Below are 19,700 nucleotides of genomic sequence, written 5' to 3' on the forward strand. Positions count from 1 at the left end.
CTGAAAAATAATTGGATGCTCTTTCTGTTTTTATTTTTTATGTCCATGCAAATGATTACACGGAGAACATTGAAATGGAATCTTATCTAAGCAATTAAAGTTTGTTTCGCAAATGTGTTCAATCGTTGGAACAAATGGAATGACAACTATGTTACTTTCTACTATTTGTGTAACAGGTGGCAATACTGTGCCTACTTGATGTTCAAAACGAATACTCGCTTGATTTATATAATTTCCTGAACCATTTGGCGCGCTCTGTACTGCTACTTGGAACGAAACTGTCCTTGCTTCACCAGGATTTAAACTTCCGATAAGAAACCCTACTGCCGGGCTTACATTCGGCACTGGCGTATTATCAACCGTTACACTTCCAGGAACAAATCGAACACTACTATCTAACATATCTTGAAAACGAATATTTTGCATTACAGTATCGCCCGTATTTGTGATGACTGTCGTAAACGTAATGACATCTCCAATTGTTGCTACCTGTAAATCTGCCGTTTTTACGACTGTCGTTGAGACATTTTGAGGAATAAACGGGATAACAACTGTATTACTATCACCTTCAACTACTACTGGCGGCTCATTCGGATTTACAGTTGCAAGCCCATTCGCTGTAGCAGTATTTGTAACTAAATTATTTACTTGCCCTCCTATTATTACAACTTGGAAATTAATAATTGCTGCATCATTTGGCTGAAAATCACCTAACGGAATACCAGTATTCGGATTAGCAAATGGAAGAGGTACATCATTTACCGTTACCGTACCATTTATAAATAGCGTATTCGGATCAATGATATCTGTTAACACAATATTGGTCACAGGAACTGTACTATCATTTATAACAGCGATTCCGTAAGTGACAACATCCCCTATCATTGCTACTTCAAAGTTTGCTCCTTTTGCAACAAATAAGATTGCAGTATTTACCGTCACTATAACTGTATTGCTTGTATCCATCACTGTAACTGGCGGCTCCCCTGGTACTAAAATATATTCTGCTAACGCCCCAGCAACGTTCACTACTGTACCACCATCCGGAAAACTTGTAATCGTAGCTTCATATGTTACAAGTGACGTCTCACCAACTGGTATATCAGGTATCGTAAATCCAATCTGCGGATTTAACCCCGGTTGCGGAACCCCATTTATCGTTACACTATTTGGAACGAAATCAGCTTCCTGAGATAGCACATCGATAAATTGAACATTCATTGCATCAGCAGTACCAGTATTTAATATACGAACAGTATACGTTACCGTTTCTCCTACACCAACAACTGAATGGTCTACTTCTTTTAGCATATCTAAGCTGCCTCTATTTACCGGCGTAACCGTCGTATTACTTGAATTGGTAATTGTAGACGGAGGTTCTCCTGGAATCAATTCGAAATCACCCGTTACTCTTGCTGTATTCATAATGCTACTAGAAGGCGGAACTGCGATTACATTTACTTCAAATGTAATTAATACACTATCCCCTACTGCAAGATCAGGCAATGCAAAGCCTACAAATGGATCTAAACCTACTTGCGGAATCCCATTTATTTGTACACTTCCAGGAACGAATTCTAAACTAGGTGATGGAACATCGATAAACTGAACATTCGTTGCTGTTACCGTTCCCGTATTTGTAACTTGCACACTATACGTTAACGTATCTCCTAATCGTGTAGCTTCTTTATTTACAGATTTTATAACGCTGAATCGTCCTCTATTCACTCTAGTTATCGTCGTATTACTCGGCTCTGTTACTACAACTGGTGGTTCTCCTGGCACTAAAGTAAAGCTTCCTGTTATATTTGCAACGTTCGTAATTGTTCCTGATGACGGGATGTTTGTAACTGTCGCTTGAAACGTCACTATAACTGTTTCACCAACTGGGATATCTCCAACTCCAAATCCAGTAATCGGATTTAAGTTTGGTTGCGGGGCTCCATTTATCGTTACACTATTTGGTACAAATGACGCCCCTGCTGAAATGGTATCAACAAACTGAACAGCATTAGCTGTTACTGTTCCTGTATTTGTTATTTGAACCGTATACGTTAATATATCTCCAACGAGAGTAGCAACCCTATTTACTTGTTTAATAACATTAAATTGCCCTCTATTTACAGTTGTAAGTGTTGTATTGCTCGGCTCTGTTACTATAACTGGTGGTTCTCCTGGTACTAATACAAAACTTCCAGTTACATTTGCCGTATTGGCAATTGTTCCGTTTGATGGCGCACTAACAACGGTTACTTGGAAGATGACTTCTACACTTTCACCTGGATTTATATCTGGAAGCGGGAATCCATTATTCAGATTGAATCCAGGTTGTAACACACCATCTATCGTTACACTGTTCGGCACGAATGCTATAGAGGAAGGTAATACATCACTATATTGAACATTCGTTGCTGGCACTGTTCCTGTATTTTGAACTACTGTTGTATATGTGATTGTATCGCCTACTGCAACAACCGGCTGACTCACTGATTTTAAAACATTCAAACCAGGCTCATTGATTTCTGTTAATGTCGTATTACTTGTCGTTGTTTCCGTAATAGGCGGTTCTGTTTCACTTACAGCAAATGTAGCTGTAACGTCTACAAAATTAACAATCGTTCCACCTTCTGGTATGCTTGTAACCACTTCCTGATATGTGACAAGTACAAAATCATCGACAGGTATATCTGGAACTGTAAAACCAATGAAAGGATCTAATCCTGGTGCTGGTACCCCGTTTATGCTCACACTTCCTGGTACAAATGCTACACCCGCGGAAGTAGTATCGATAAATTGAACATTCGTCGCTGGCACTGTTCCGAAATTAAAAATCAATACATCATACGTTAATATTTCTCCCACCGTCGCTACTTCTTTATCTACTAGTTTCAATGGAAAAATAAACGCTATATTAATTGTCGTAACGACTAAATTTGTTAATATCGTTTCCGTAATCGGTGGTTCCTGCGGATTTGGTTGTGAAGTAAATGTAACATCTGCATCATTTAATATGACTTCATTATCTGGAATTTCTGTAATCGTCACTTGGAATGTGATCTCAATACTTCCACCAGCGATTAATAATGGAGTAACTGTAAATCCTATTTCTGGATTTAAACCAAGTTGCTGCACTCCACCTATCGTTACACTATTGTCAACAAACGTCGTTCCTTCTGGTATGACATCTTGGAAGAACACATCTGTAACAGGGATAATTCCTACGTTTGAAATGAGCACAGTATACGTTAATACATCCCCAACGGCCCCAGTTGCAACATCAACTGTTTTTGTTGCAGTTACTTCACCAGGAGGAGGTAACGGTATTGTAACTACCGTTGTATTACTTGAATTCGTTGTTGTTACAGGTGGCTGTAAAGGATTTAATAAGAAAGTGGCTGTAGCAGATGCTGTATTTAATACTGCTCCACGTGTAGACGGTGCAACTACCGTAACTTGGAACGTTACTGTCAATGATGTTCCAGCTGCAATATTAGGAAGCGGGAAACCAACATTTGGGTCAAATCCAGGTTGTGGCGTTCCATTTATCGTTACACTATTTGCTACAAAAGTTGTTTCTAAAGCAATTGGATCAAGGAAAGAGACATTCGTTGCTGTTACTGTACCGTTATTTCGAATGACAACAGAATACGTGTAAGTTTCTCCAAGTGCTGCTTGTTGTACAGATGAAGATTTTTGTATATTTAACTGTGCTGTGTTTACTTGCGTCACTACAAAATTACTATTTGTAACAGTCGTTATTGGAGGGTTTGCTGGGTTTATAAGAAAACTTGCAGTAACGTTCGATTGGTTTCTTATATTTCCACCGCTCGGAACACTCGTCACTGTAACTTGAAACGTAATCGTAGCCGTTTGCCCGACCGGAATATTTGGTACCGGGAAACCTAGCATAGGATCCGCGCCTTGCTGTACGACTCCATTTATCGTCACACTATTTGCTACAAAGGCAGTACCAGACGGAATTGGATCTTGAAAAACAATATTCGTTGCAGGAACAGTTCCTGTATTTTGAATAAGAATCGTATACGTTAACGTATCTCCTACACCGGCTTGTAGTGTATTTACACTCTTCATTACATTAAGTGATCCTACATTCACTCGCGTCACAACAATATTACTAATCGTTACAATTGTAATTGGTGGCTGGAGAGGACTTACTTGGAAATCAGCAGTGACATTCGCATTATTCGGAAGAACTCTATTTGGCGGTACACTCGTGATTGTCACTTGAAAAGTGACCGTCACCATTCCTCCTACTGGAATATTAGCAAGTGGAAATCCAGTTGTCGGGTTTAAACCTGGTTGAGGTGTCCCGTTTATTGTTACACTATTCGCTACAAAAGTGGTTCCAACTGGAATCGGATCAAGGAATGATACATTTGTCGCTGTCACCGTTCCACTATTTTGTATACGAACTGTATACGTTAACGTATCTCCTACACCGGCTTCAGTAGCACTTACATTTTTCATTACATTTAACCCTGAAGAATTCACGATCGTCATAACAGTATTACTTGGTACTGTTACAGTAATCGGCGGCTCTGTTGGATTTACAAGGAAATCTCCAGTTACATTCGCATTATTTACAACATTATTTCCTTGGGGAATTTCATCAATTAATACTTCAAATGTAACAATAACACTGGCGCCAGTAGGCAAATTATTTAATAGGAATCCAAGTTCTGGATCTGCCCCTTCTTGTAAAACACCATTCACAACTACACTATTTTCAATAAATAATGTCCCTTGGGGAATTGAATCTTGGAAAAATACATTCGTAGCTGGTACACTACCTGCATTTATGACTTCTATTGTATATACTAAAATATCCCCTACTGTTGCAACATCCGTATTGACTGCTTTCACAACTTCAAAGTTTCCTGATTGTACTGTCGTATTCACAACATTACTCGGTACATTGATTGTTACTGGTGGTTCATTCGGATTCACTTGAAAGCTTGCTGTTACATTTGCTTGATTTAAAATATCTTCATTTTCTGGATTCTGTACAATTACTACGTCAAATGTGACTACAACCGTTTGAGCCGCAGGAATATTCGGAAGAGAGAATCCTGTATTCGGATTTAGTCCACTTTGCTGTACTCCATTAATTGTTACAGAATTTGCAACAAATGAAACAGCAGAAGAAATAGGGTCTTGGAAAAATACATTTGTTAACGGAACATTCCCTGTATTTTGGACGGCAATTGTGTACGTTAAAGTATCCCCTACCGCCGCTTGCGTTGTATTTACTTCTTTTATTACATTTAAACCGCCTGTATTAACTTGTGTCACAACTGTATTCGTTTGTCTATTAATTGTTATCGGTGGCTGATTCGGAATAACGACGAAATTAGCAGATACATTTCCGCGATTCGCAATCGTACCTCCCGATGGTGTAGATGTTACTCGTACTTGAAATGTAACAGTCCTACTTCCGCCAGGAGATATATTAGCTACTGTAAACCCAGTCGCTGGATTTACCCCAGGTTGTGAAACCCCATCCACAGTCACACTATTTGCGATAAATGTCGTTCCAATTGGGATCGGATCTTGAAAAATAACGTTCGTTGCAAGTACATTTCCTGTATTTTGAATTGTTACCGTGTACGTAAGAACGTCGTTAACCGTTGCAAAAGCTTTATCCACTGTTTTTCTCGTTGTTATATCAGCTATATTAATTGTCGTAACTACAGTATTACTTGTCGCTTGCCCTGAAACTGGTTGTTGACCAGACACTGGAGTAAAGTTAAATGTTACACTCGCACGGTTTGGAATTGGATTGACAAGAGGGTTCGATGTTACTCGAACTTGAAAGCGCACTACAGTCGTTTGCGATGCATTAATACTTCCAAGATTAATACTACTTGCTGGATTCGCTCCTGGACGCGCTACTCCATTTACCGTAACGCTATTTGCGACAAATGTTGTTCCAGCAGGGATACTATCAACAAAAATAACATTGTTCGCAGTGACGTTTCCATTATTTGTGACATTAACTGTGTACGTTAATACATCATTAAGTGTTGCCGTCTGTAAATCTACAGATTTTTGCATACTAATAGTTGCTTGGTTCACTGTCGTTTGTACTGTGTTTGAAGAAGACGTACTTGTAATAGGAGGACTACCAACGAAGGGACGGAATTGATATGACACCATTGCACGATTTAAAATAGGATTGGGATTCGGGAATGATGTTATTCGAACTTGAAATGTAACGATTCTTTGCGTGTTATTTGGGATTGTACCTAAATTAATTCCATTAGCAGGGTTTGCATTCGGCTGTGTTACTCCCCCTACCGTAACACTACCTGCAACAAACGTCGTTCCGTTCGGAATACTATCACGTAATACAACGTTTTCTGCACTTCCTGTTCCTGTATTTGGGACCGTAATTGTATAAGTGAGAGTATCCCCTACCCCCGCGACTGTTCTATTAACTGATTTAACAGGATTAATAATTGGACCTGTTGCATCAATTTGAACACCAAAACCAGCTGCTGCGTATCCATCTCCATTTGTAACAAATCGAACCGTTGCTGATGTTTGACTGTTTACTAAAGATGAGGAGGCATCTACATTCGTAATATCCCACCCTTGTCTTCGGACGGCCAAAGCTACCCCTAACGGCTGATTCAAATCTCCAAACGTGCCGCTCGTATCTAAATTTCCACTATCATTACAAATTTGTGACTGAAAGAAATTATTCGCAGGATTTCTCGGTCCGAATAATGCAACTGTAGCATTTGCATTCGGTCCAAAGCGAAGTTGATCTCCAACAATGTTAGAATCGCCTTCTTGAGCAGTTACGAGCACTCTTCCTGTAACAGCTCCTGTTGCCGGCGTAGCAAATCCTGAAATAGTAGCATCAACTGGTGGTGATGAAGCATCAATAATTTCTTGGCCTGCATATACTGACAAATTTCGAAGTGGTAAACTTGCATTTTGATACACAACCTCAAGCGTCCATCCAGCTGAACGACTGATTGTCGGGTCAGCTGAAGTTCTTGCAGCTGGCACGGCACCTGTTGTATATGTGCCTGCTCCACCTGCACTAACAAGATTCGTTACATTGGCAGAGCGAGCATAATAAAACTGGTTTCCTACTGAACCTTGCTGCGCGGTAGCAGGATCTGGCGTAACAGAAAACGTCCCTGCTGGCGTTGTAAATGTAATGTTATCATTTAAAAATGGTAAAACATCTTCCGTATCAGTCCGGAAAGTACCAGCCCAAACTAATTCTGCATATAACACACTGCTCCCCGCTGGAAGATTTAAAATTGCACTTGAAGAATTCAATTGCCACTCATCTGTTGTCCCTGCTGGGAATCCTGGTACTTGCAACGCTGTATTTACTGTCGTAAACACAGCAAGTGTACCAAAAATATTACCTGGTGCAGGTGATGTAGGGCTAAGTCCCAGCGTATTCCCAGTAAACGTGACGGCACCAGGTACTGTTGTCGTAAACCTATTTATAAAAGGCACACAATCATCTCATTTCAATTATAGTAAAAAGTGCTCTATACTATAAAATGTAGACAAACTATACAATGTACGTTGTCCAACAAAATTCCGCACATATGAGAGGGGTTTATAAAACTATGCGCTACGTTATCATAACAGGAACTTCACAAGGTTTAGGTGAGGCAATCGCTACGCAATTATTAGAAAAAAATACAACTGTCATCTCTATTTCTAGAAGAGAAAATAAAGAGCTTACAAAACTTGCAGAGCAATATAACAGCAATTGCATTTTTCATTCCCTAGATCTTCAAGATGTACATAACTTAGAAATTAACTTTAAAGAGATCATTTCATCTATTAAAAAAGACAATGTATCCTCTATTCATTTAATTAATAATGCGGGTACAGTTGCACCTATGAAGCCAATTGAAAAAGCTGAAAGCGAACAATTCATTACGAACGTTCACATTAATTTACTTGCACCTATGATTCTTACATCTATATTTATGAAACATACGAAAGACTGGAAAGTAGATAAACGCGTTATTAACATTTCATCTGGTGCAGGAAAAAACCCTTACTTTGGCTGGGGCGCTTATTGTACAACGAAAGCTGGTGTAAATATGTTTACACAGTGCGTAGCAACTGAAGAAGTAGAAAAAGAATATCCAGTAAAAATCGTCGCTTTTGCACCTGGTGTTGTTGATACAAATATGCAATCACAAATTCGTGAAACAAATAAAGAAGATTTCATAAATTTGGATCGCTTCATTGCATTAAAAGAAGAAGGAAAACTATTATCACCTGAATATGTTGCGAAAGCTATTCGTAACTTACTAGAAACTGAGGACTTCCCTCAAGGCGAGATTATTAGAATTGATGAATAACAAAAAGGTGTGCTAAAATTGCACACCTTTTTGTTTTACTTCTCTAAAAATATAAGCACAGACTCCGCAATTTGCTCATAACCGATTTCTTGATAAATCTTATTAGATGTTGGATTCGCTAGATCAGTATATAACGTAGTCGTCTTGTACCCTTCATCTAACATACGTTGACTAAGTGCCGCTACACAATTAGATGCGTATCCCTTTTTCCTTGCTTCTTTCGGCGTGTATACGAAATTAACTGTTATATTATTTTTCGTTGGTCTCGTTTTTGCAGCTACAGAAACAAGTTTCCTATCTACTTCCAAACCAAACAGTCGATTTGTAGTTATTAATGTATGCGCATTTTGTTTTGCTTCTTCTTTCGTAGTAGGAAGCTTTACGTCTTCACAAAATTGATATATCCACTGTTCTATTAATGGTAATTCATCATTATTTACCGCCCGGAAAAGTCCGTTCGCATTACACTTCTTCTTTACTCTGTTCAGCTCATACACACCTTGCTCCATTGCAACATTCATTTTCTTATTTTCTAATACCGCAATCTCTTCCGCTAATTTCTGTACAATTTTCTTATTACCGATCAATCCAGGAATATCCGGATATACTTTCGTTAACTCTTTTGCAAGTTCCTCAATAGCTACTCCCGAAATTTCAGAAGTTGCAACAATGATTTGTTTCTTCTCTTCTGTTTGCAGAAATACAACCGCAATGTCTTCTCCTTGTTTCGCTATCCCCATAAATATCGGTTCTTGAACCATTTGTAATACACCTAATATGAGATTGTTTTCCTGCTCATTCTTTTCTAGAAATGGTGTAACATCTTCTTTAAAATGAAAAATCTCTTCATATACATGTAATTGAATCATCGACAATCTCTTCTCTCTATTTATATTTTAATTAAGTATTGGCGATTAATTCATTAAATCCCTCTTTTACGATTCAATAATATTCAAAGCTAATGTATTCAAGGCATTTTCAGCTTGTAAAATTCTCTGTTTTTCCTTTTCAAATACATCTTCTTCTTTTCGAAAGGACTCTTTTCGATTTTTAATCATACGCTTCATTTCTTTTTTACTCGGTCCACCGTATACATTTCTTTTTTGAATAAAAGCTTCTGGCGATATAATTTCTTTCCACTCTTTTTCTAATAAATTTATTTTAAAATGTTCTTGCAAATACATATTTACATCTTTGAAGTGTAATTCATGTAGTTCTTTTTTCTGCTCCAATGACATATTTACAATAGCACTTGCTGCATGATGAGCATGCCGAAATGGAATTTCATAATTTTTCGTTAAAACATCAGCGAAATCCGTTATCGTTATTGCATGTTTATAGGAACGACTTTTTAACGTTTCTTCTTCTACTTTCATCGTTAGGATCACTGCATTCATCATACAAAAAACACGAATCGCCTTTTCAATCCCTTTATATAAATATGGCTGCAAGTCATCTTCCGTATCGACAATATCACCAAATGGTGTATTATGAATCATTTGAAATACTGTAAATGCTTCTCCTAAAGCACTACTCGTAATTGCACGAGCGTGTTCAATTGAAACCGGATTTCGTTTTTGCGGCATAATACTACTAATTTGTACATATGGCTTTGCAACAGTAATACCGTCATATTCTTTCGTTGCTAACAACAAAAAGTCATGAATCCATCTACTCGTATTCGTCATCATTACCATAAGTAGCGAGCTAACTTCTAATAAATAATCCGCTCCGGCAACAGCATCATATGAGTTCTCAATTACAGTTGTAAACCCAAGTAGATGAGCAACTCGTTCTCGTTTAATCGGGAAACTTGTTGTAGAGAGTGCAGCCGCCCCCATTGGAGACTGATTTAAAAGCTGGTACGTTTTTTTCATTCGTTCTAAATCTCTTTGCATCGTATCATAAATTGCTAAAGTATAATGACCAAATGTTGTTGGCTGTGCCGGTTGTGTATGTGTATAAGCTGGCATGATCGTTTCCTTATGATCATCAGCAAGTTGCAGTACACTTTCTTGCAATAGCAAATGATGTTCCATTAATCGTAATATATACCGCCTTAAACTCATGCGATACATCGTTACACCCATATCATTTCTACTTCTACCAATATGCATATTACTTACAAAATCGCATTTCGCTTCTTGAGAAATTAAATGTTCGATTAAAAAAAAGAGGTCTTCATGCTGCTCTGTATATACCAATTTATCTTTTGGTATTCGCTCTACTTTTCTAAGTGCGTTTAATATAACTTTAGCTTCTTCTATTTTTATTAAACTTTCTTCAGTCAGCATCGTAATATGTGCTTTATGCACTTGAAACATATCTTTCAATAAGTAATTTCGTTGAAAATCAAATACATGTTGTAATACACAATCCACATATGTTTTTCCAGGGAAATCAGCGCCTTCACTCTTTATAAACTCTTCCTTACTCTGTTTCATCACCTTTTCCCCTCTCACCTAAGTATTACTACCCATCATACCCATTGATAGAAAAAAAGTGCCTGTACATAAAAATAAACTCGGTGCTCTCTGCACCGAGTTTATTTAATAAAAGTCGCATCATACTTATCACTTTGCAACACTTGGAAATGTAAGTTTGCTAAATGTTTCCGTATTTCCGCACTATCGTCTTCATTTAAATTGTTCGCCAAAAACACAATTTCTGTACAGTTTCCACGTTTATCCATAGCGTAAACCGCTTTTGTAACCGTCCATGGTGTGTAACCATTCTTTTGTCCAGCATGTCTAAATGTTTTACGGTATTTCTTAGCACTCATGTCTGTTTCAACGATATTTGCCCACACTTTTTCTTCAGCTTCTGTCAAGCCACCTTTATGGTTTGCCTTTTGAAGTAATACCATATAATCATTTGCAGAAGCTGCTGGTAATCTATCTGACCAAATTTTGTCGTAACGTTCCTCTAAATAAAGCGGAATTTCCTTCTGTAATAATGGTCCCTTCTTCTTTAAGCGTTCATGAATAATCATCGAATATTCACGATATTGCTCTTGAGACATTTCTTTTAACTTTTTCTCTATTTTATATTTTGGAACATGTAATTCTTTATGCAAATATCCCGGGATATACAAAGATGAAACGATTGGAAATAGTGGTTGATGTGCAGGAAGTGATAAACTTTGTAAATTTCGATTGATGTTGTCTAATCCTAACAATTCCATTAAGTATTCAGCATTTGCATTCGAACTAAACTTAACCATTCCTTTTGCCACTTCTTCTAAAGAAACCGCTCCTTCAGTTATCTTGCCCGTCTTCTCCAAATACTTTTGCCATCTATCTTGTGCACCACCATCTGTATTCGGCACATAATAGCGATTCACATCGTTAATCGACACAAAACTAGACGAATCAATTTTCCCTTCAGTAACTTGTTTCGTATATTCAAGCGCCACAATTAATTTCATCGTACTAGCAACTGGCAATACAACATTTGGGTTTACAGAATAAACAACTTTATCATTTCTCTTTACTAGAAGCGCACTATTTTTTTCATCTTTATGTTCTTCAATAAAAGATGCAATATACTGTGCATCATCATTATTTGAACTCCACACTTTTTTCACTAAAAAGTTACCCGATATTAGCAAAACAAAAATACCCACAATTACTGCGCATACTATAGTTTTTTTCAAGTAAAATTCCTCTCCTATTGTGTAACTCTTCTCTATTTATGATTAAAAAACAAAATAATGGAGATGGTCATTTAAATAACCATCTCCATTATTTTAACTTGTATGCTCCTATTATGTCTACGTCATAAATTTCACAAAATCCTCAAGAAACTTTTTATAATGTAACGACCAACCAATTCGCACCCAATTTTTTAATGCTTTTGCATCAGGTTGAGGCCGAAAATCAGCAATACTCTCTCCTTTTGCAATTCCAGCTGTATCTACATCGACACGACGATATACATAGTCTAAAAGGGATGGATTTGCCGCAACCATCATTGTAACGACGTCATGTACTGGGCTTCCTTTTATTTTCGGATTTAACTTTCTATAAGCTTTATAATAATACGTAAATATCGGCTCGATTAACTTATTAAAACTCGTTTTAGAGTGTTTCGTAATATATTTTACCATTTCCGGCGTAATAATTGCTTCAGATGTAACGTTAAGTGGTACTAATGTCACATTTTTAGCATTTTGCATAACTAATTGCGACGCAATCGGATCACCATGAAAATTCGCCTCTGCGACTGGTGTTACATTGCCAGGCATTAAGAAAGCACCGCCCATTATATAATATTCTTTCACATACTTCATCATCGGCTTTTCTAAAATAAATGCCGTCGCTAGTGTTGTTGATCTACCAGCATCGACTATTATTAATTCCCCTTTATATTTTTCAAGAAGATCAAAAAATGCACAAAAAGGCTTTATATTTGGCGAAAAAGTTTTTGGAGGTTTAATTGGCCCTAAACCGTCTGCCCCATGAATTTCTGGATAATACGTTGTAACATCTCCGGATAAAGGAATTTTCGCACCATTAATAACAGGTATATCTTCCCTTCCTGCCATTTGCAATAAATATGCGGCATTACTTGTCGCCTTTTCTTGTGTTACATTTCCATATCCAGTTACTACTCCAACAATATCAATATCAGGATGCAACAATCCATACATAATTGCTAAAGAGTCATCAATGCCTGGGTCTCCTAAAAATAACACTTTTTTCATCGACCTCAACTCCATCCCCTCAGTTGTTATTAATTTATGAATAAACGTGGATATACAGAATAAAAAAGAACAAATTCATACGAAAAAACGCAGTCTTATAAGGACTACGTTCTTCAGCTAACCTATACTGTTTTTTTTACAGCACTCATACTTCCAATAACATAAGCGATAAACGCAAAACAAATTGGGAAGACAACTGTATGTATACCGAACGGATTTGGATAGAAAAGATGAATACACATATATGAACCTACTCCAACGAAAATGGAAGCAAGCGCTCCCGTAGCATTTCCTTTTCTCCAATATAACCCTAATACGATTGGCCAAATGAATGCTGCTTCTAATCCACCGAAAGAAAATAAATTTAGCCATATTAAAAAATCTGGTGGTTTAATCGCCGCTGCATAAACGAGTAGCCCTACAATACCAGTAATCCACAAACTTCCTTTTTTTATCGTACTGTCTGCTGCATCTTTATTTATGTAATTTACGTATATATCTTTAATAATTGACGAGCTTACAAGTAATAATAAAGAGTTTACTGTAGACATAATCGCCGCCATTGGTGCAGCTAAGAAAACTCCAGCTAACCAAGGTGGCAACACTTCCATCGCGAGTAGCGGCATTACTTTATCTGGTACCGTTATACCTGGAAGTACTACTCTTGCAAATACACCTGTTAAATGCATACCAATCATAATTGTACCAACGACAACTGTTCCAATTATTAAAGCTTGGTGCATAGCTTTTGAATTTTTATAAGACATGGCACGCACGCTAATTTGCGGTAAACCTACAACGCCAATTCCAATTAAAATCCAAAATGATGTAACATATGATTTCGTTAAACTGCCATCTGCTCCGAATGGTGTAATTAAATTTGGATTAATTTGAACAAGTTCCTGCATAATCTTTTCAATTCCACCACCAGCAATGACAGTAGCAATTAAAATGATTGTCGTTCCAACTAACATAATGATTCCTAATAATGTATCTGATAGCGCGACTGCACGAAATCCACCAATTAATACGTACACAAGTACAGAAAAAGTAAATAAAAATAGTGCTGTTGTATACGATAGACCCGTTAGTGACTCGATTAATCGTCCACCGCCGACCCACTGGGCTACTGTCGCTGAAAATAAAAAGATAATAATACATAACGCAGAGAGTATAACAACTGCTTTATTATTGTATCTCCCTTTTAAATAATCGATAAGAGTAATTGCTTCCATCTTCCTAGCAATAATTGCAAACTTTTTACCGATAACCGTTAAAACGATATATCCTGTTACAACTTGAATTGCAGATAATAGTACCCATCCAAGCCCCATATTGTAAGCAATACCGGGACCACCAATAAAGCTACTTGCACTACCGTACGTAGCAATCATTGTCATCGCTAATAATAAACCGCCTAACTCACGCCCACCAAGAAAATATTCTTGTAAAAATTTATTATGTGCTGTTGCTTGCACGCGTCTTGAAGCATATACACCAATTAAAAATACAACGATAAACGAAATTATCATTGGAATGATTACATACCAATTCATCTATTATTCCTCACTTTTTTCTTCCTCATCGAGTGAAATATCTTGAAATACAAAACGAACAACTAAACTAAGTAAAATAACCATAACGATAAATCCAACGATACAGCTATAAAAAAACCATGCGGGAAAACCTAATACATATGTATATTCACTTGGATCTTTACTACCAAGCCCATAAGCAAATCCGTACCATATTATAAAATTAATAATAGCAAGTCCAAGACCAATTAACGCTTCTCTATGGGCTATTCGAAAGCGTGGATCATCATGATAATCTTTCATTTTTCCCCCTCCTCTCACGATGTATTATTGTACCATTGTTCTTCTAGTTTTTCCTACTAGAAAGCAAAAACAAGCAGGATTTTTTATAATCATATAGAAGCTTCTCTTACATTACATATTTTTTACAATTGTAACACAAATGAAATTTGAATTTTCAGTATTTATTAATTATGATTTTAATTAGAGGCTTTCCATCTAGTTTCCACATCCTTGATTTCGGAATAAGCGCCGTCTCGTACTGCGTTTACATTATATTTTCAAGGGGGTTATACAATGAGTCAACTAGCTGTAAATCTTCATGAAAAGGTAGAAAAGTTTCTTCAAGGTACAAAAAAGTTATATGTGAATGGATCTTTCATTGAAAGCGCTTCCGGTAAAACGTTTAAAACACCTAACCCAGCAACTGGTGAAACACTTGCCGTCGTTTCTGAAGCTGGTCGCGAAGATATTCATAAAGCTGTAGTCGCAGCTCGTATGGCTTTTGACGAAGGTCCTTGGTCTCGTATGAGCACTGCTGAGCGAAGCCGTCTCATGTACAAGTTAGCTGATCTAATGGAAGAACATAAAGAAGAGCTTGCACAGCTCGAAACATTAGATAACGGAAAACCAATCCGTGAAACAACGGCAGCAGACATACCACTTGCAATTGAGCATATGCGCTATTACGCTGGATGGGCTACGAAAATCGTTGGTCAAACAATTCCTGTTTCCGGTGATTACTTTAACTATACACGCCATGAAGCTGTTGGTGTCGTTGGTCAAATTATCCCTTGGAACTTCCCGCTTCTTATGGCAATGTGGAAAATGGGAGCAGCGCTTGCTACAGGATGTACAATCGTTTTAAAACCTGCAGAACAAACTCCACTATCTGCTCTATACTTAGCTGAATTAATTGAAGAAGCTGGATTCCCGAAAGGTGTTATTAATATCGTACCTGGATTCGGTGAATCAGCTGGACAAGCTCTCGTTAATCATCCACTCGTTGATAAAATTGCATTTACCGGTTCTACTCCTGTCGGTAAACAAATTATGCGACAAGCATCCGAATCATTAAAACGCGTTACACTTGAATTAGGCGGTAAATCACCAAATATCATCTTGCCAGATGCTGATTTATCTCGCGCGATTCCTGGTGCACTTTCTGGTGTTATGTTTAACCAAGGACAAGTATGCTCTGCTGGGTCACGCTTATTTGTTCCGAAGAAAATGTATGATAATGTCATGGCTGATCTCGTCCTCTATTCTAAAAAACTAAATCAAGGTGTCGGTCTTAACCCTGAAACAACAATTGGTCCTCTCGTTTCTGAAGAACAACAAAAACGTGTAATGGGCTACATTGAAAAAGGGATTGAAGAAGGAGCTGAAGTACTATGCGGAGGAAGTAATCCATTCGATCAAGGCTACTTCGTTTCTCCTACAGTATTCGCTGACGTAAATGATGAAATGACGATCGCAAAAGAAGAAATTTTCGGTCCAGTTATTTCTGCAATACCGTTTAACGATATTGATGAAGTAATTGAACGTGCAAATAAATCACAATTCGGCTTAGCGGCTGGTGTGTGGACAGAAAATGTTAAAACAGCACACTATGTTGCAAGTAAAGTACGTGCAGGTACAGTATGGGTAAACTGTTATAACGTCTTTGATGCAGCATCTCCATTTGGAGGATTTAAACAATCTGGTCTTGGCCGTGAAATGGGATCTTACGCATTAAATAACTATACAGAAGTAAAGAGCGTTTGGCTTAACTTAAATTAATGAGAAAGAACCTGACCTACCTGGTCAGGTTCTTTTCATTATGTATTCCTTTAAACTTGCAGTCCTCCGCTCACATTTAATACTTCACCTGTAATATAAGATGCGTATTCTGATGCTAAAAAAGCTGCTGCGTTCGCAATATCTTCTGGCGTTCCAATTCTACCAACTGGAATAGCACCAACCATCTTTTCTTTCACTTTATCTGGTATCGTTTTTGTCATATCTGTATCCATAAAACCCGGACAAATCGCATTACAAGTAATACCGAAGCTTCCAACTTCTTTCGCTGCTGTTTTCGTTAAACCGACAACTCCTGCCTTTGTAGCCGCATAATTTGCTTGACCTATGTTTCCTTCTCTACTAATTGAAGATATATTAATAATGCGTCCATACCCTTGTTGTCTCATGTAAAGAAGCGCTGGTTGCATACAATAAAAAACACCAGTTAAGTTCACTTGTAATACTTGTTCCCAAGCAGACTTCTCCATTTTATGTAACATTGCATCTCTTGTAATCCCGGCGTTATTCACCAAAATATGTAATGTACCGAATTTTTGAACCGCATATTCAATTAACGACTTCGCTTCATTTTGATTACTCACATCACATCGATATGAGCACACTTCATATCCTTCATCTGATAACTCACGTGTCGTTTTTTGTAGATTCTCTTCATTTACATCGCTAATTAATACTTTCGCCCCTAGTTTTGCATAAACCCTTGCAATCTCTTTTCCAATTCCCTGTGCAGCTCCTGTTACAACAGCTGTTTTCCCATTTAAAAACTCCATTCCTATCCCCCATTTCTATTACTTATACTGTATATTTCGGCTTTTTGCTTTTCAATTCCTCTTTGTATAAAAAAGTCTATTTGTGTCAAACTAACTTTGCAACGTCGCATAAAGTGCAAGGAGATTATGTCGAATGAACAAAAAGAATTTCAAACAAAGCAAAGCAACTGATGGCATTGATGTTGAGTTCTCTCGCGAACTCGCTGACCACAATGACTTAGAAGCAAACGCACGTGCAAATGCCGCTGATGCACGTCAAAAACGCCAATCAACCGAAAAATAAGGTACATCACAACCTTATTCTTTTCAAAAGGGACCTACTACCCAACAAAATAAACCGAGAGACATCTCTCGGTTTATTTTCTATATTTTTTTGCATAATGAGCCAAAGTAAGCAACGGATATATATGAGCATAACTATGATAACGAATATAAAACCCACCTGGCAAGCCTGTTCCAGTAGGATATTTTTCATTTACATAAGGGTTGGAGAGCAAATATGAAATACCTTTGCGAATGACTGGCGTTTCTTTATCATAGTAAGAAATGAGGGCATCTAACGCCCATGCTGTTTGGGATGGTGTACTAAATGGCAAAGTAACAAATCTTTTTTCCACACTACTTTGGCAAGATTCTCCCCAGCCACCATCTTCATGCTGTATATGTTCAAGCCATAAAGCTGCTCGTTTCAATGATGGATCGCTAGATGGTATTCCGAGTGACCGTAAACCCGTCAACACTGCCCACGTACCATATATATAACAAATTCCCCATTTCCCATACCACGATCCATTTTCCTCTTGTACATTCATTAACCAATTTATCGCACTTTGTTTTTGTTTCTCGGGCAATTGATTTTGCGTATACGTCCCGAAAAATTCTAACACTCTTCCTGTAATATCTGGTGTAGAAGGATCTGTAATCATATCACTTGCATTTTCGATTGGTAAATTTGCTAATATACGGCTCGTTACCCCTTTTTCAAAAGCCCCCCAACCACCATCATTATTTTGCAATCCTTTAACCCAATTAACCGCTCGCTTCCAAGCATTGTCTACATTTTCGTTCCCTCTACTTCGCGCCAATGCTCTTAACGTAGCAGTTGTATCATCAATATCTGGAATCGTCGTATTCACATCCGAAAAGCCCCAACCACCTGGGAAGAGATCCGGTGCATGTACACTCCAATCTACTTTCTTTGTTTGCTGTTTTCTTAGTAAATACGCTGATGCATTTTGAATCACTTTACTTGCTTTCGGAACTTGAGCTTCTTGCAAAGCATAACTGAGTAAAGCTGTATCCCATATAGTTGACGGAGAGTTTTGCAAATGGCTCCCTCTCTCCATCTTCCATATATAAGATGTGATTCCCGTTATAGCCTTCTGAATAATTGGTGATTGAATAGAATGTCCTAATGCAAGTAAAGCATAAATCATATAAAACGAGGCAGTTGCGTAACTATATAATGTTCCATTTTCATCAATACGCTCTTTCATAAAACGTTCTACTTCCTCATATCCTTTATGATGCAAAGAAAGTGGATACGTTATAATTTTCTTCACGTCACTTAATAATGTTTGAAAAACCGGAGATCGGTCCTCCCGAAACCATCCTCCGCCCCCGCCTGCAATATGATTTAAATTTGGCAATAACTTTTTCTCTACTCGAAATCTTTTATTTAAACACAACATCATCGGAATTAAATGAATACGTGCTGAGCTACTCAGTTCAAAAATACTGAGAGGGGAATCATTCTGCAGAAACATAATTGGTGTTGGCAAATGAAAGAGAGAAGGGTATTCATATTCTCCATGAATTGCTAATAAAAACTTCGTCATAAAATGAGCACGCGCTACCCCCCCGCGCTCATTTATAAACATTTCCGCTCGCTTCATATTCGCATCTTCTTTTGTATATTTTTCCGATGCAAGTAAGGCAGCATAAGATTGAATTGTAGCAGATAAATTACCACCCATTTCATCTTCATACAATTTCCATGTTCCTTCATTTGTTTGAAGTGATGCTAATCTTTTTACAAACGGTTCTATCTCTTTATCTCTACCTAATAATTTTAATAAAAAAATCATATGACAATCTGTTAGTGGCGTTCCTTCAAAACAAAACTGCCACGTACCATCTTGCCGTTGCATTGTTTGAAGTGCAGTTGTTCTTCTCGCTATTTCTTCATGCACTTTTTCATATAATAACAAGTTACTCACCCACCCTTTCGAAATCCGTA

At 37.6% G+C, this 19,700-nt stretch carries 12 protein-coding genes; 3 read left to right on the plus strand and 9 right to left on the minus strand.

The window, feature by feature from the left end:
* Positions 1 to 30 precede the first annotated feature (30 nt).
* Entirely contained in the window at positions 31 to 7,503 is a 7,473-nt protein-coding gene (locus BUA87_RS21420) for a DUF7507 domain-containing protein (RefSeq protein WP_071714647.1), read from the minus strand.
* A gap of 116 nt (positions 7,504 to 7,619) precedes the next feature.
* Here BUA87_RS21420 and BUA87_RS21425 point away from each other — a divergent pair, with 116 nt between their 5' ends.
* Entirely contained in the window at positions 7,620 to 8,369 is a 750-nt protein-coding gene (locus BUA87_RS21425) for a (S)-benzoin forming benzil reductase (RefSeq protein ID WP_001271054.1), read from the plus strand.
* Positions 8,370 to 8,404: 35 nt separating this feature from the next.
* On the opposite strand, the gene BUA87_RS21430 is transcribed toward BUA87_RS21425, so the two are convergent.
* The 6 genes from BUA87_RS21430 to BUA87_RS21455 all read right to left on the minus strand — a co-directional run bounded on the left by BUA87_RS21430 (position 8,405) and on the right by BUA87_RS21455 (position 14,912).
* Positions 8,405 to 9,238, minus strand: a complete 834-nt coding sequence (locus BUA87_RS21430) for a GNAT family N-acetyltransferase (RefSeq protein ID WP_000615369.1) — start codon at positions 9,236 to 9,238, stop codon at positions 8,405 to 8,407.
* 66 nt (positions 9,239 to 9,304) lie between these two features.
* A complete protein-coding gene (gene argH, locus BUA87_RS21435; RefSeq protein ID WP_072940753.1) occupies positions 9,305 to 10,813 on the minus strand; it encodes an argininosuccinate lyase in 1,509 nt (502 codons plus the stop codon).
* 101 nt (positions 10,814 to 10,914) lie between these two features.
* Positions 10,915 to 12,024, minus strand: a complete 1,110-nt coding sequence (locus BUA87_RS21440) for a serine hydrolase (RefSeq protein WP_000751368.1) — start codon at positions 12,022 to 12,024, stop codon at positions 10,915 to 10,917.
* Between the two features lie 117 nt (positions 12,025 to 12,141).
* Positions 12,142 to 13,074 carry a nucleoside hydrolase gene (locus BUA87_RS21445; RefSeq protein ID WP_000756465.1) on the minus strand — a complete coding sequence of 311 codons (933 nt, stop codon included), beginning with the start codon at positions 13,072 to 13,074 and terminating at the stop codon, positions 12,142 to 12,144.
* Between the two features lie 122 nt (positions 13,075 to 13,196).
* Positions 13,197 to 14,630, minus strand: a complete 1,434-nt coding sequence (gene panF / locus BUA87_RS21450) for a sodium/pantothenate symporter (RefSeq protein ID WP_001104824.1) — start codon at positions 14,628 to 14,630, stop codon at positions 13,197 to 13,199.
* 3 nt (positions 14,631 to 14,633) lie between these two features.
* Complete coding sequence (locus BUA87_RS21455; protein WP_000656237.1) at positions 14,634 to 14,912, minus strand: YhdT family protein; 279 nt, start codon at positions 14,910 to 14,912, stop codon at positions 14,634 to 14,636.
* A 273-nt stretch (positions 14,913 to 15,185) separates the two neighbouring features.
* On the opposite strand from BUA87_RS21455, the gene dhaS reads away from it, so the two are divergent.
* A complete protein-coding gene (dhaS, locus tag BUA87_RS21460) occupies positions 15,186 to 16,670 on the plus strand; it encodes an aldehyde dehydrogenase DhaS (protein ID WP_071714648.1) in 1,485 nt (494 codons plus the stop codon).
* A 50-nt stretch (positions 16,671 to 16,720) separates the two neighbouring features.
* On the opposite strand, the gene fabG is transcribed toward dhaS, so the two are convergent.
* Positions 16,721 to 17,461 carry a 3-oxoacyl-ACP reductase FabG gene (gene fabG / locus BUA87_RS21465; RefSeq protein WP_000395038.1) on the minus strand — a complete coding sequence of 247 codons (741 nt, stop codon included), beginning with the start codon at positions 17,459 to 17,461 and terminating at the stop codon, positions 16,721 to 16,723.
* Positions 17,462 to 17,594: 133 nt separating this feature from the next.
* Between fabG and BUA87_RS21470 the strand changes: the two genes are divergently transcribed.
* Positions 17,595 to 17,744 carry a YfhD family protein gene (locus BUA87_RS21470; protein WP_001035815.1) on the plus strand — a complete coding sequence of 50 codons (150 nt, stop codon included), beginning with the start codon at positions 17,595 to 17,597 and terminating at the stop codon, positions 17,742 to 17,744.
* A gap of 73 nt (positions 17,745 to 17,817) precedes the next feature.
* Here BUA87_RS21470 and BUA87_RS21475 read toward each other — a convergent pair whose 3' ends face one another.
* Complete coding sequence (locus BUA87_RS21475; RefSeq protein ID WP_072940756.1) at positions 17,818 to 19,671, minus strand: terpene cyclase/mutase family protein; 1,854 nt, start codon at positions 19,669 to 19,671, stop codon at positions 17,818 to 17,820.
* Positions 19,672 to 19,700 lie beyond the last annotated feature (29 nt).

This window comes from Bacillus sp. bc15 (assembly GCF_900142585.1).
Classification (GTDB): Bacteria; Bacillota; Bacilli; order Bacillales; family Bacillaceae_G; genus Bacillus_A; species Bacillus_A cereus.

Coding starts and splice junctions, on each gene's coding strand:
- BUA87_RS21425 (WP_001271054.1), top strand. CDS start 7,620: ATGCGCTACGTTATCATAACAGGAACTTCACAAGGTTTAGGTGAGGCA.
- BUA87_RS21430 (WP_000615369.1), bottom strand. CDS start 9,238: ATGATTCAATTACATGTATATGAAGAGATTTTTCATTTTAAAGAAGAT.
- argH (WP_072940753.1), bottom strand. CDS start 10,813: ATGAAACAGAGTAAGGAAGAGTTTATAAAGAGTGAAGGCGCTGATTTC.
- BUA87_RS21445 (WP_000756465.1), bottom strand. CDS start 13,074: ATGAAAAAAGTGTTATTTTTAGGAGACCCAGGCATTGATGACTCTTTA.
- panF (WP_001104824.1), bottom strand. CDS start 14,630: ATGAATTGGTATGTAATCATTCCAATGATAATTTCGTTTATCGTTGTA.
- BUA87_RS21455 (WP_000656237.1), bottom strand. CDS start 14,912: ATGAAAGATTATCATGATGATCCACGCTTTCGAATAGCCCATAGAGAA.
- dhaS (WP_071714648.1), top strand. CDS start 15,186: ATGAGTCAACTAGCTGTAAATCTTCATGAAAAGGTAGAAAAGTTTCTT.
- fabG (WP_000395038.1), bottom strand. CDS start 17,461: ATGGAGTTTTTAAATGGGAAAACAGCTGTTGTAACAGGAGCTGCACAG.
- BUA87_RS21470 (WP_001035815.1), top strand. CDS start 17,595: ATGAACAAAAAGAATTTCAAACAAAGCAAAGCAACTGATGGCATTGAT.